The 13,990-nt window shown below is 32.8% G+C and carries 11 protein-coding genes; all 11 read left to right on the top strand.

From position 1 onward, the window contains the following. Nucleotides 1-3: 3 nt before the first annotated feature. Nucleotides 4-1,113, top strand: coding sequence for an RNA polymerase sigma factor RpoD (gene rpoD / locus E8M05_RS07065; RefSeq protein WP_003065454.1), 1,110 nt, complete (start codon nt 4-6; stop codon nt 1,111-1,113). A gap of 22 nt (nt 1,114-1,135) precedes the next feature. After that, on the top strand, nt 1,136-1,471 hold the full coding sequence (locus E8M05_RS07060; RefSeq protein WP_003065452.1) for a metal-sulfur cluster assembly factor: 336 nt from the start codon (nt 1,136-1,138) through the stop codon (nt 1,469-1,471). A 310-nt stretch (nt 1,472-1,781) separates the two neighbouring features. Then, nucleotides 1,782-2,636: a dTDP-4-dehydrorhamnose reductase gene (rfbD, locus tag E8M05_RS07050; RefSeq protein WP_003065451.1), complete on the top strand. Its 855-nt coding sequence runs from the start codon at nt 1,782-1,784 to the stop codon at nt 2,634-2,636. A 210-nt stretch (nt 2,637-2,846) separates the two neighbouring features. After that, the gene (cps2T, locus tag E8M05_RS07045; protein WP_041973126.1) at nt 2,847-4,001 is read left to right on the top strand and encodes a beta 1-4 rhamnosyltransferase Cps2T; all 1,155 of its coding nucleotides are present in this window, start codon (nt 2,847-2,849) and stop codon (nt 3,999-4,001) included. Next, complete coding sequence (locus E8M05_RS07040; RefSeq protein WP_003065447.1) at nt 3,991-4,926, top strand: glycosyltransferase family 2 protein; 936 nt, start codon at nt 3,991-3,993, stop codon at nt 4,924-4,926. Before cps2T ends, E8M05_RS07040 begins: the two co-directional genes overlap by 11 nt. Next, nucleotides 4,923-5,729, top strand: coding sequence for an ABC transporter permease (locus E8M05_RS07035; protein WP_013852021.1), 807 nt, complete (start codon nt 4,923-4,925; stop codon nt 5,727-5,729). The genes E8M05_RS07040 and E8M05_RS07035 overlap by 4 nt, the downstream gene beginning before the upstream one ends. Continuing rightward, nucleotides 5,729-6,928 (top strand): ABC transporter ATP-binding protein, encoded by a 1,200-nt coding sequence (locus E8M05_RS07030; protein WP_041973129.1) that lies wholly within the window; start codon nt 5,729-5,731, stop codon nt 6,926-6,928. Before E8M05_RS07035 ends, E8M05_RS07030 begins: the two co-directional genes overlap by 1 nt. Next, the gene (locus E8M05_RS07025; protein WP_003065443.1) at nt 6,925-8,271 is read left to right on the top strand and encodes a glycosyltransferase family 2 protein; all 1,347 of its coding nucleotides are present in this window, start codon (nt 6,925-6,927) and stop codon (nt 8,269-8,271) included. The genes E8M05_RS07030 and E8M05_RS07025 overlap by 4 nt, the downstream gene beginning before the upstream one ends. After that, nucleotides 8,268-10,028 carry a rhamnan synthesis F family protein gene (locus E8M05_RS07020; RefSeq protein WP_003065441.1) on the top strand — a complete coding sequence of 587 codons (1,761 nt, stop codon included), beginning with the start codon at nt 8,268-8,270 and terminating at the stop codon, nt 10,026-10,028. The genes E8M05_RS07025 and E8M05_RS07020 overlap by 4 nt, the downstream gene beginning before the upstream one ends. Continuing rightward, nucleotides 10,025-12,493 (top strand): LTA synthase family protein, encoded by a 2,469-nt coding sequence (locus E8M05_RS07015; RefSeq protein ID WP_052454797.1) that lies wholly within the window; start codon nt 10,025-10,027, stop codon nt 12,491-12,493. The genes E8M05_RS07020 and E8M05_RS07015 overlap by 4 nt, the downstream gene beginning before the upstream one ends. A 19-nt stretch (nt 12,494-12,512) precedes the next feature. Then, on the top strand, nt 12,513-13,982 hold the full coding sequence (locus tag E8M05_RS07010) for a glucosyltransferase domain-containing protein (RefSeq protein WP_003065435.1): 1,470 nt from the start codon (nt 12,513-12,515) through the stop codon (nt 13,980-13,982). The last annotated feature ends 8 nt before the right edge of the window (nt 13,983-13,990 follow it).

The raw sequence follows: 13,990 nt of genomic DNA, 5'->3' as shown, positions 1-13,990 counted from the left end.
AATATGGCAAAAGAAAAAGAAATTACAACCTTTAATGTTCAAGTTGCAGAATTTATTCGTAATCACAAAAAGAACGGCACTGCCGTCGATGATGAAGTAACTGAAAAATTAGTTATTCCATTTTCATTAGATGCCGATCAAATAGATGACCTTTTGGAACGTTTGACAGATGGTGGTATTTCAATTACGGACAAAGAAGGAAATCCATCAACAAAATACATCGTTGAAGAACCAAAACCAGAAGAATTGACAGACGAAGAATTGCTTGGTAGTAATTCCGCCAAGGTTAATGATCCAGTTCGTATGTACCTCAAAGAAATTGGTGTTGTGCCATTGCTCACTAGCGAGGAAGAAAAAGAATTGGCTGTTGCCGTTGCTACTGGTGACCTTCAAGCAAAACAACGTTTGGCTGAAGCTAACTTGCGTTTGGTTGTTTCAATTGCAAAACGTTACGTTGGGCGGGGTATGCAATTTCTTGACCTTATTCAAGAAGGAAACATGGGATTGATGAAAGCTGTTGATAAATTTGACTACTCAAAAGGATTCAAATTCTCGACCTATGCAACATGGTGGATTCGTCAGGCTATCACACGTGCTATTGCTGACCAAGCTCGTACGATTCGTATTCCTGTTCACATGGTTGAAACTATTAATAAACTTGTTCGTGAACAACGTAATCTCCTTCAAGAACTTGGTCAAGACCCAACACCTGAACAAATTGCGGAGCGTATGGATATGACACCTGACAAAGTTCGTGAAATTTTGAAAATTGCTCAAGAACCTGTTTCATTGGAAACACCAATTGGTGAAGAAGATGACAGTCATCTTGGTGATTTCATTGAAGATGAAGTTATTGAAAATCCAGTAGATTACACAACTCGTGTCGTGCTTCGTGAACAATTGGACGAAGTTTTGGATACGTTGACAGACCGTGAAGAGAATGTTTTACGTTTGCGTTTTGGTCTTGATGATGGTAAAATGCGTACATTAGAAGATGTTGGTAAAGTTTTCAATGTGACGCGTGAACGTATTCGTCAAATTGAAGCCAAAGCTCTTCGTAAACTACGCCACCCAAGCCGTAGTAAACAACTCCGTGATTTTATCGAAGATTAATTATTAATTGTGAGGTTCGCTTGTGTCAGGACAAAAATATACTGAAGAAGAAGTAGCAAAAATTAAAGACCGTATTCTTGAAGCTTTGGAAATGGTTATTGACCCAGAATTGGGCATTGATATTGTCAATCTAGGTCTTGTTTATGAAATACGTTTTGAGCAAAATGGTCATACTGAAATTGATATGACATTGACGACAATGGGGTGTCCACTCGCTGACCTTCTTACAGATCAAATTCATGATGTGATGCGTGAAATTCCAGAGGTAACAAATACCGAAGTGAAGTTGGTTTGGTACCCAGCTTGGACGGTAGATAAGATGAGCCGCTACGCTCGCATTGCTTTAGGGATTAGATAACTATTAACAAACAGTAAAAGACCGGCAATCGTTAGATTGTTGGTCTTTTTTATAAATAAATATAATTTTTTATTGAATATGAATTAGTGGAAATTCGGATGTTTATTGGTATCATATCGAAAATATGCCTAGTAATACAAACTTTAATAATGTTCTTAAAATGAAAGAGCAAACAGCTATTTCGTGTGGAAAACATGATTCTGAAAAAGAAAAATATAATTAAGGAGGAGTGAAGCTATCCTCTTTTTCTAGTGCTTTTTCTGAAAAAATAGTGTAAAATATTAGGGAATGAATTTAAAGGAGTTCTAACATGATTTTAGTTACAGGTGCCAATGGGCAATTAGGAACAGAATTACGCTATTTATTAGATGAACGTGGTGAAGAGTACGTGGCGGTTGATGTTGCGGAAATGGACATCACAAACGCTGAAAAAGTTGATGAAGTATTTGCGCAAGTAAAACCCACACTTGTTTACCATTGCGCGGCTTATACAGCCGTTGATGCTGCCGAAGATGAAGGTAAAGAACTTGACTATGCTATCAACGTAACAGGTACAGAAATTGTTGCCAAAGCAGCTGCTAAATATGGTGCAACTCTTGTTTACATTTCAACTGACTACGTTTTTGACGGAAAGAAACCAGTTGGTCAAGAATGGGAAGTTGATGATACACCAGACCCTCAAACAGAATACGGACGTACAAAACGTCTTGGTGAAGAAGCTGTTGAAAAATACACTGATAGATTCTACATCATCCGTACAGCTTGGGTATTTGGTAATTATGGTAAGAACTTTGTTTTCACAATGCAAAACCTTGCCAAAACACATGATACATTAACTGTTGTCAATGACCAACATGGTCGTCCAACATGGACTCGTACTTTAGCTGAATTTATGACTTATTTGACAGAAAATCAAAAAGAGTTTGGTTATTATCATTTGTCAAATGATGCTGCCGAAGATACAACTTGGTATGATTTCGCAGTGGAAATCTTGAAAGATACTGACGTTGTGGTGAAACCAGTTGATTCAAGTCAGTTCCCAGCTAAAGCAAAACGCCCACTTAACTCAACAATGAGCCTTGCTAAAGCTAAAGCAACTGGTTTTGTTATCCCAACATGGCAAGAAGCTTTGCAGGAATTTTACAAACAAGACGTTAAAAAATAATAATTGTTCATCGCAGTTCCAAAACATGATTATGGGGTTAGGAGATTTTCTAACCTCATTTTTGATTGTGACGCCCTAGCTGCTTTTGCAGTATTAAAAATTGTACAATTAATCACATTCTGTTGCTTTGACTTTCCTTTTTTCTTTCGCCAGCTTATGTAAATTATGGTATAATAAAAGCGATTGTATTTTAGAATGGAGAAGTGTGCCATGCAACATGTATTCATCATCGGAAGTCGTGGATTACCAGCAAAATACGGTGGTTTCGAGACTTTTGTTGAGGAGTTGGTAAAAAATAAGCAGAGCGCAGACATTGTTTATCATGTGGCTTGTTTGAGTGACGATAAGCATCAAACGCACTTTAGCTATGAAGGCGCGGATTGCTTTACCATCAAGGCACCTAAGATTGGTCCTGCTCGGGTCATCGCTTATGATATGATGGCTATTAAGTATGGACTTCAAATGGTAAAAAAAGAGCGTATTGAACACCCTATTTTTTATATTTTGGGAAATACGATTGGTGCTTTTATCGTGCCCTTTGCTAAGAAAATTCACGCTGTCGGTGGTAAAGTTTTTGTCAATCCCGATGGTTTGGAATGGAAACGATCTAAATGGTCAAAACCTGTTCAAGCTTATTTAAAATATGCTGAAAAATCAATGGCTAAAACGGCTGATTTGGTGATTTCAGATAATGTCGGTATTGAAACTTATATTCAGGAGTCTTATCCAGAAGCTAAGACACGATTTATTGCTTATGGAACCGACTTGACAAAGTCAAGTTTGACTGCTGATGATTATAAGGTTAGAAAATGCTTTGAAAACTGGCAAACAAAGGAAAATGGCTATTACTTGATTGTCGGACGATTTGTTCCAGAAAATAACTACGAAACAGCAATCCGAGAATTTATGAAATCAAATACTAAGCGTGATTTGATTATCATTTGTAACCATAAGAACAACCCTTATTTTGACAAATTGAAACGGTTGACAAATTTTGAAAGAGATAAACGTGTGAAGTTTGTTGGAACAGTTTATGACCGTGATTTGTTAAATTATATCCGAGAAAATGCATTTTCCTACATTCATGGACATGAAGTTGGAGGAACAAATCCAGGTCTGCTTGAAGCTCTAGGACATACTAAACTTAATCTTGTCCTTGATGTTGATTTCAATAAATCAGTAGCTGATGCAAGTGCTTTTTATTGGAATAAAACCTCTGGTAATTTATCATGTTTGATAAATGATGCAGATGGTCATTATGATTTTACAGAATATGGAAACCGTGCCCGTGCGATTGTTAAACAAAATTACACATGGGAAAAAATAGTAGGAGAGTATGAGGAACTGTTTTTAAATGAAAATTAATATTCTCATGTCCACCTACAATGGTGAACAATTTTTGGCTGAGCAGATTAAAAGTATTCAAAAACAAATAGTCAAAGACTGGACATTATATATCCGAGACGACGGCTCTAGCGACCGCACACCAGAAATTATTCAGCAATATGCTCAAAAGGATTCACGTATTGTCTTTATCAATGCTGATAATCGTGAAAATTTTGGTGTCATTAAAAACTTTTATACGCTTTTAAAACATAGCAAAGCTGACTATTATTTCTTTTCTGACCAAGATGATATTTGGTTGGAAGATAAATTAGCAGTGACTTTAGCTGAAGCTGAAAAATATAGCAATGACAAACCGTTACTCGTTTATACGGATTTAAAAATTGTTGATAGAGAGCTAAACGTTTTGCATGAAAGCATGATTAAAACACAGTCTGACCATGCCAATACTACACTAGTTCAAGAATTAACCGAAAATACGGTAACTGGTGGAACAGCGATGATCAATCATGCTCTTGCCGAGCTTTGGACAACAACGGATAATCTCTTAATGCATGACTGGTATTTAGCATTGATTGCTAGTGCCTTGGGACATTTGGTTTACCTCGATTACCCAACAGAATTGTATCGTCAGCATGACGCTAATGTTCTTGGAGCAAGAACATGGTCCAAACGGATGAAAAACTGGTTAAAACCACATAAACTCGTTGAAAAATATTGGTGGTTAATTGATGCCAGTCAAACACAAGCGCGTTTTCTGCTAGACTTAAATTTATCACCAGAAAACAGAGAAATAGTTGAAAACTTTACAACTATTATGGATAAATCATTGTCTCATCGTATTCACACTTTAAACAAATATGGCTTACGTAAGAACAGAAACTTCCATACGCTTGTCTTTAAAACACTAATTATTACCAAATTTGGTTATAGGAGAAATAAATGAAATTCTTTAGTAAAGAAAATAAAATCTTATTAAAAGAGATGGTAAAAACAGATTTTAAACTTCGTTACCAAGGAAGTTTAATTGGGCACTTATGGTCAATCTTAAAACCATTGATGCTCTTCACAATCATGTACTTGGTATTCGTTCAGTTCTTGCGATTCGATGATGGAACACCACACTATGCAATTAGTTTGTTAATTGGTATGGTGACATGGAACTTCTTTTCTGAAGCAACCAATATGGGGATGATGTCTATTGTATCTCGAGGTGATTTATTACGTAAATTAAACTTTTCCAAAGAGATTATTGTTATTTCATCAGTAGTAGGAGCAGCGATTAATTATGGTATTAACCTGATTGTTGTATTTGTTTTTGCATTAGTCAATGGGGTGACAGTCTCTTTCGGTTGGTTAACTATCTTCCCTCTCTTTATAGAGTTATTCCTATTTTCAGCGGGTATCGCCTTTGTACTTGCTACTCTATTTGTGAAATATAGAGATATTGGTCCTATCTGGGAAGTAGTGATGCAAGCTGGTATGTATGCGACACCGATTATTTATTCACTTACATTTATTTTGCAACGTGGTCAAGTCACAGTTGCAAAATTGATGATGCTAAATCCATTAGCACAAATTATTCAAGATATGCGTCACTTTATCATATTTTCAGGAAGTATGCGTGGCTGGGATTTGATTGGCCATAAATTTATCGCTATTATTCCTTATGTCCTTCCACTCTTTGTATTTGGAATTGGTTATTATATTTTCCATAAAAATGCTAAAAAATTCGCGGAGATTTTATAATGTCAGATAAAAAAATAGCAGTAAAAGTTGATCATGTTAGTAAATATTTTAAATTGCCGACAGAAGCAACTCAAAGCTTACGTACAAATCTAGTTAATTATTTTAAAGGTATAAAAGGATATCGAGAACAACATGTCTTAAAGGATATTGACTTTGAAGTAGAAGAAGGAGATTTCTTTGGGATTGTTGGACGAAATGGTTCAGGGAAATCAACTCTTTTGAAAATTATTTCTCAAATTTACGTTCCTGAACAAGGGAAAGTTACTGTAAATGGTAAAATGGTATCTTTCATTGAACTTGGTGTTGGATTTAATCCAGAACTAACAGGACGTGAAAATGTTTATATGAACGGTGCCATGCTTGGATTTACAACTGAAGAAGTAGATGCTATGTATGATGATATTGTTGAGTTTGCGGAACTTGAAGATTTCATGAATCAAAAACTTAAGAACTATTCAAGTGGGATGCAAGTTCGTCTAGCCTTTTCAGTAGCTATTAAGGCTCAAGGTGACGTACTTATCCTTGATGAAGTCCTTGCAGTTGGTGATGAAGCTTTCCAACGTAAATGTAATGATTATTTCCTAGAGAGAAAAACGAGCGGAAAAACTACTATTTTAGTTACCCATGACATGGGTGCTGTTAAGAAATATTGTAATAAAGCTATTTTGATTGAGGATGGTTATATCAAAGCACAAGGTGAGCCAGACGAGGTAGCTAACCAATATAGCTATGATAATGCTAATACTGAAAAAAATGACGATGGAAAAACTGTTGAAAAATTAGTTGTTGATAACCTAGAAGTTAATCTACTTTCTTCTGGTCAAACTACACCAGATAAGCCAATTGAGTTCAGTATCAGTTATAATGTTCTCGAAGACTTAGAGACATATGTAGCATTTTCACTTACAGATATTGACCGTAATATTTGGATTTATAACGATAATTCTATGGAATACCTTTCAAGTGGAAAAGGTTATAAACATGCTACGTATTCTTGTTTATTAAATAATGTAAACAATCTAAAATTAAAACTTGAGGTTTCTATAAGAGATAAAAATGGTAAAATGTTAGCTTTTGCTAACTCAAGTAATACAAATGTTATTCTTGTTAGTCGTAATGATTTAGCACTAGATGATAAATCAGGTAGGGATTCGGCTACAGGTTTAATTCAAAGAAATGGCACTTGGAAATTTAAATGATGGATGCTTTAGTTAGTATTGTTGTAACTTGTTACAACCACGAATCTTATGTAAAAGATTGTCTTGAGAGTATATTTCAACAGACATATAAAAATATTGAGCTATTGGTTTTTAATGATGGGTCATTAGACGATTCTGATACTGTTATTAAAGATACGCTAAGTTTGAGTCCTTTTGAAAATACTCAGTATTTTTACCATGAGAATAAAGGAGTCGTTCTTACCAGAAATATTGCTTTAGAGTATGTTTCAGGAGATTACCTTGTTTTTGTTGATAGTGATGATACTTTAAAAAAGGATTATATTCGTTTATTAGTTGAAACTGCAGAAAAAGAAAATGCGGATATAGTTTATTCTGCACTCTATGAATTGAATTCTGGAGAGGTTGTTTTACCTATTAAAGAGTATGATTTACAAGAAATGTTTATTGGTAATTTCATACATGCTTCAAGTTTAATAAGAACATCAGCGATTGGAAATATTAAATTTGATGAGCAGTTGAATCGTGAAAAATTAGAGGACTACGACTTCTATTTAAATCTGGTGACAAGCAAGGAATTAAAAGTAGTTCCTTGTTATGAAACTGGATTAAATTATCGTATGTCATTTGATTCAAGAAGTAACCATCAAAATCTAAAGTCATATTACAAAACGTATGGATATATAATTGGGAAATATCTGACTCGATTCCCTAATTATGTAAAAGAAGCATTAGATTATCATTTTGAGCGCTTAACGAGTTTAGATATTGAACACTCTATTAAAGAAGAAAAAATATCGATTTATTTTTCTGAGAATGAAGCATTTTCGGATATTCCAGATTATCAGAATCAAATACAATTTCAAGATGAAATTGAAATTCCTGTAGTAAAAGGTAAGAATTATATCAGAATAAGACCTTCTAATATTCCAAGTTTCTATGAATTTTTTGTTTTAAAATCGAAGGAATATCAGACTGAGATTCTTCCAATAATGTCAAATGGTTTAATCGATGAAAATAGTGTAGTTTTTGAGGCTTTCTATCCTTTCCTTGATTATCAATTTACTCTTTCAGAAGGTGATAAGCTAGTGTTGAGCTATAAACGCTATAATATCAATGACATTGTTGCTAAAGATTATATTGGAAAATTGCTTGCGAAGCAAAAATATAATCGCTTACAAACTATTCTATCGTATGAGCAGAAACAAAGACAACTTGAAAGTGAACTTAATCAAAAAACACAGGAATTTGATGACTTAAGTAAGGAGTATAACACTTTACTATCTAACTATCGTTCTATAACAAACTCAATATGGTGGAAAATACCAACTAAAATTATTAATTTCTTTAGGAGAAAAAAATGAAACGCTTACTCTTATATGTTCATTTCAATAAATATAATAAAATTAGTGAGCATGTCTATTATCAACTAGAACATATGCACCCTCTCTTTTCAAAAGTAATCTTTATTTCAAATAGTCAACTTGATGAGGGTGAAGTTGGTAAATTACGTCAAAGTCAATTAATTGATGCTTTTATACAACGTGAAAATATTGGATACGATTTTGCAGCATGGCATGATGGTATGGCTTTTGAAGGTTTTGAAAACTTAAAAGCTTATGATTCAGTAACTGCAATGAATGATACTTGCTTTGGACCACTTTGGGATATGGCTCCTGTATATGATAAGTATGAATCAGATGAAAAAGTTGACTTTTGGGGAATGACAAATCATAGAGCGATTGATGCGGGTCATATTTATATTGATGAACATTTACAATCATATTTTATGTCTTTTAAGAAAAGTATTGTAATTTCTGAAGTTTTTCAAGAGTTTTGGAAGTCTGTTGAAGCATATACAGATGTTCAAAAAGTTATTGATAATTATGAAACGAAATATACTAAGCGTTTTGTTGATGCTGGTTTTCGTTATGCTTCTGTATTGAATACAGTACCAATTGCAGATAATTTTTTCCATTCTAATTTTACAATTCATTATCCACATGTACTTTTAGATAATCATGTTCCGTTTATAAAAATAAAAACTTTTGATTTGATACAACATTTAGCGCCTTATTTGTTGAAAGAAATTGAAAAAGTCTCTAATTATCCAACGAAATTAATTTTAGATCATATGTCGGATATAAGTCTTCCTACCCCACCTTATTTGTTAGATCGTAAAGTACTTAAGGTAGTTGAAAAAGAATATTCAAATACTAAAAAAGTAGCAGTTCATCTTCATACTTTTTACGTTGATTTGTTAGAGGAATTTTTAAATCAATTTGAGAATTTCCATTTTGACTATGACTTGTTTTTGACAACTGATACAGAAGCTAAAAAAGCAGAGATTGAGTCTATCCTTGAGAAAAATGGTAAAACAGCTCAAGTCTTTCTAACAGGAAATCGGGGTCGTGATATTATTCCAATGTTAAAATTGAAAGAAGAATTATCTTCATATGATTATATTGGGCATTTTCATACTAAAAAATCTCCAGAATATCCTTATTGGGTAGGGGATTCATGGAGAAATGAACTTTATCAGATGTTAATTCAATCTGCTGATAATGTCTTAGCTAATCTAGAAAATAACGATAATCTTGGACTTGTTATTGCTGATATCCCATCCTTCTTTAGATATACTAAAATAGTTGATCCTTGGAACGAAAATCGATTTGCTGATGGCATGAATGAACTTTGGGAACGTATGAATCTCGGGCGACAAATTGATTTTAATAACTTGAGTACGTTTATCATGAGCTATGGAACTTTTATTTGGTTCAAACATGATACACTTAAACCACTATTTGATTTAGAGTTGACGGACGATGAAATACCATCAGAACCAATTCCACAACATACAATTTTGCATTCAATTGAACGTATCCTAGTTTATCTTGCATGGGCAAATAATTATGATTATGCCATTGCTAAAAACGATATCTATATAACACCATTTGTGGATAATGTGGTGTTTAATATTCGTCCGAATACAATGCCTAACACCTACGTGAACTTTGACAACATTGGTGGTATTAAAGGAGCGCTTAAGTATATTTACCGTGGTCCAGGTAGTGCTATTAAATATATTGTCAAGAGGATGGTACTGAAATTTAAATCATGATGAAAAAGTTTTTGAAAAGTTTTGATTGGGTTAATCTTCTAAGGATAGTTTTATTAATTATTTTTCTATTTTACATCAATTTTTATTTAGTAAATTCTTATGTACTTAAAGGGGCAATAAGTGATTTGTCTTTAGGGTTTCAATCCAGCTTACATTTTAGCCTGATTGCCTATATTTTATCTATTGTGGGGATAAGTTTTTACCTTGTTAAGGATCTGAGTAAAACATTCTTTATAAAGTTAGTTTCTGGATATTTTATTTATCAGATTGTTTCCTATTTTATTTTAGTAACAAGAAATTTAAATAATGAAAAGTTTAAAGTATGGGATTTGATTAAAAATCATTTTTTCCAACCGAATTTTCTTGTTACACTTTTGATTATTATAGGTATTTCAGGAGTACTATATTTTTTAATTCAAAAAAATAGGTATCTTGCATTTATTGAAGATTATCTTCAGGATTATGATTCTAAAAACACAATTCTTTTTGGATTTTTAGCATCTTTTGTCGTTAATGATAGACAGATGCTAAAGATTTTCAAAGAATTAGTATACTCTTATCTTTCTGATAATGATTATGTTCACTTTATAATTCACTTGTCTAGCAATCTTGCTTTAACTTTAATGGTTATGGGAGTAGTGTCTTATTTTGTGATTAATGCTTATCAAGCAATTGTTACAAATTCTCCTACTCCATCATTGATGATAACTGTAAGCTTTGCATTAGCAACTATTTTTAATTATACGTTACAGCTAGGAGTTAGAAGTGATGAAACATTACTAGATAAATTTATTTTTCCAGGAGCAACAGCTTATCAAATTATTGCTTTAACATATCTCTTTTTAATTATCTATCTTGTATTTAATCGCTTTTTATCTGCAACTTTCCTTATTATTGTAACTGGAGTGATTATATCTGTTGTTAATAATATTAAGGAAGGTCTGCGAAGTGAGCCTCTTCTTATTACAGACTTTGTTTGGTTAAAAGAGATTTCGTTGTTAACTAGTTTTGTCGATAAAAGTGTTATTATTTATATTGTGCTTGGTGTCATTGCAACACTTGGTGTCTATATTCTGTTAAGGAAACGTATTTTACCTGGAAAAATTTTTAACATTAAAAGATTACGATTCTCCTTCTTAGGAGTGTTAATTGGTCTTGGAGTTTTCAATTTTATTGTCTTTAGAAATGAAACAGATTCTAAAATTATTGATAATATCCCCGTTGTTTCCAAGGTTAATAATTGGGTTGATATTAATTGGATGGGATTTTCGACTAATGCTAGCTATAAATCGTTGACATATGTTTGGACAAAGCAATTAACCAAATCGGTAATGGAAACTCCTGATGGGTATAGCGAAGAGAAAATTAAAGAGCTTGCGGAAAAGTATCGCAATGAAGCTTTAATAATTAATGCTTCTAGAGCTAATAAAATTGAAGACCAAACAGTCATCTTTATTTTAAGTGAAAGTTTTTCAGACCCGAGTCGTGTTCCAGGTGTTACTTTATCTGAAAATGTTATTCCAAATATTACCCAAATAAAAGATGAATATACAAGTGGTTTGATGATATCAGATTTTTATGGTGGTGGTACAGCTAACATGGAAATTCAGGCTTTGACAGGTTTATCCTATTCTAATTTATCGCCTAGCGTTTCTGTTATGAATACTGAGGTGCTTCCTAAAATGTCGTATATTCCTTCTATAAGTGATAGTTATACTGATGACGAAAAAATTGCAGTACATCTTCATAATGGCGCAAATTATTCTCGAAATATTGTTTATAAAGATTTAGGATTTGACACTTTTATAGCTTTGGATGGTACTGACGATAAGCCGACACAATTAGAGTATCTCAGTTCAGGGGCTAGAGATAGCTCAACTTACTATGCTGTCACAAGTAACTTATCATCAGATACAAGCCAATTTTTCTCAGTTATCACCATGCAAAACCATATTCCTTGGGAAGCAGAGGAGCCAGCAGAGATTACTGCTTATGGAGAAGGATTATCAGATGAGGAGAATGAAAGTTTAACTAGCTATGCTAGACTTTTAAACATTACTGATTCAGCAACTGCCGACTTTCTTAACGAGTTATCTGGTTATGACAAAAAAATAACGGTTGTTTTTTATGGTGATCATTTGCCAGGATTGTATCCTGCAAGCATATTCTCAAGTAATCCTTTAAATCAATATGAAACTGATTATTTTATTTGGAGTAACTATGAAACAGAAAAACTATCTTATCCATCTGTTAATTCAAGTGATTTCCCAGCACTTGTACTAAAACAAACAGATTCAAAAGTTTCTCCTTACTATGCTTTATTAACTGATATTCTAGAAGCTGAAAATCAATCTTCTGACGATTTAGAAGCTTTATCAATGGATTTACAGATGTTGCAGTATGACCTTACATTAGGAAATAGTTATATAACAAAAGTGGATGAGAAATTTTTTGAGACTGAATAATTAAACTACTGGAGTTTTTATGAAAAATAAAGTTAATGATTTTGTTAATTTGAATAAGCAAAAAATATTTATAATTTTTGTATTGTATTGCGTTTCTGCTTGTTCAATAGGTGTAGTTAATTATCCTTATATAGATGATATTGCTCGACGTATTGAAGGAGTTGGAAACTTTGCAGCTCATTACTCACGCTATTTAAGTGAATTTGCTTCGTATATCGTTCAAGGAAGTCATCATTTAACAGATACAGGTTTGACCACTTTTGTGGTAAGTGCAATTATTTTAACACTTACAAGCGTAGTCGTTTTATATGTTATGTTTGATGGCGAGCAAATTTCGTGGGTTTCAGCAATGGGTTCAGTTTTTATAGGTATAAATCCATGGTTTTTGGAACCAATTAGTTTTAGATTTGACGCACCTTATATTTGTCTTTCTGTATTGGTATCAGTTATTCCATTTCTTTTCTTTTATTCAAAAAAAAGAAACTATTTTCTTTTATCAATTATTGGAATTTTTTTGATGTGTAATTCTTATCAAGGCTCTTCAGGAATTTATATTATAATGTTATTAACATTACTTTATCGTGATTTTTTGAAGGGCGTTGAGATATCCGAACTCTTAAAAAAACTTTTAATAAGTGCTTTAGCCTATGTGATTTCAATGGGAGTATACCTCTTAGAAACGAAATTGAACCCCGAATTAGCATTACGTGGTGATACAACTAGTATAGCACCTTTGAAGGCTATGCCAGCTGCAGTTTTTAATAATCTTAGAGTGTATTTTATAACTTTAAAAAGCCAAAGTACCAATGCTTGGTTATATCTTGCTATTGTATTATTTATAATGTTTTTTGTTTATATGACGTATAGTAGCAAGATTAATAAATTAATATCAAGTATTTTTGGAATTATATATCTTGCTCTTGGTTCTATTTTGAGTTTTGGAGTTTATATGTTCTTTTCAACTCCACTTGCAGACGATCGCCCCAGATATGAATATGGTTTTGCATATTTTATTGCTATTATCATGATTCTGTTAGGAAGTTATTCTAGCAATAAGGTGATTGATTATGTTAAAGGTTTAGTAGTAGTTTTATTAGTGTATTACTCTGTATCGTTTGCATTTATATATGCCAGTGCCTTAGATAATCAGAAAGAAGCATTTGAAGATAGTGCAGTTATGTTAGCCGAAGATTTAAATGATTATGTTACAGCTGATAATCAAACAGTATATATTAGTTCAATGTTTAAGGATTCTCCAGCTTATCTTAATACTCTAAAAACATATCCTATACTGGATGATTTAATTCCAAGTAATGCTAGTCTTTATTGGCCAAATCTACTATGGTTTAATACTTTGACAAATTTAAATGTCAATCTAGTTGGTTTTGATTTTAATACAATTGATATGAACACTTTGGAGTTGCTCGAGTCAAATAAATTATGGGATATTTACCAATTGAACGGGGAAATTTATGTCTATACTAAATAGTATTGAAA

The sequence above is a fragment of the Streptococcus pasteurianus genome (genome assembly GCF_004843545.1).
Lineage (GTDB): Bacteria > Bacillota > Bacilli > Lactobacillales > Streptococcaceae > Streptococcus > Streptococcus pasteurianus.
The sequence above is the reverse complement of the archived record's forward strand: the minus strand, read 5'-3'. Positions and strand labels throughout refer to the sequence as shown.

Excerpts from the sequence above, each read along its gene's own strand:
- rpoD (WP_003065454.1), top strand. The coding sequence starts at position 4 with ATGGCAAAAGAAAAAGAAATTACAACCTTTAATGTTCAAGTTGCAGAA.
- rfbD (WP_003065451.1), top strand. The coding sequence starts at position 1,782 with ATGATTTTAGTTACAGGTGCCAATGGGCAATTAGGAACAGAATTACGC.
- cps2T (WP_041973126.1), top strand. The coding sequence starts at position 2,847 with ATGCAACATGTATTCATCATCGGAAGTCGTGGATTACCAGCAAAATAC.
- E8M05_RS07040 (WP_003065447.1), top strand. The coding sequence starts at position 3,991 with ATGAAAATTAATATTCTCATGTCCACCTACAATGGTGAACAATTTTTG.
- E8M05_RS07035 (WP_013852021.1), top strand. The coding sequence starts at position 4,923 with ATGAAATTCTTTAGTAAAGAAAATAAAATCTTATTAAAAGAGATGGTA.
- E8M05_RS07030 (WP_041973129.1), top strand. The coding sequence starts at position 5,729 with ATGTCAGATAAAAAAATAGCAGTAAAAGTTGATCATGTTAGTAAATAT.
- E8M05_RS07025 (WP_003065443.1), top strand. The coding sequence starts at position 6,925 with ATGATGGATGCTTTAGTTAGTATTGTTGTAACTTGTTACAACCACGAA.
- E8M05_RS07020 (WP_003065441.1), top strand. The coding sequence starts at position 8,268 with ATGAAACGCTTACTCTTATATGTTCATTTCAATAAATATAATAAAATT.
- E8M05_RS07015 (WP_052454797.1), top strand. The coding sequence starts at position 10,025 with ATGATGAAAAAGTTTTTGAAAAGTTTTGATTGGGTTAATCTTCTAAGG.
- E8M05_RS07010 (WP_003065435.1), top strand. The coding sequence starts at position 12,513 with ATGAAAAATAAAGTTAATGATTTTGTTAATTTGAATAAGCAAAAAATA.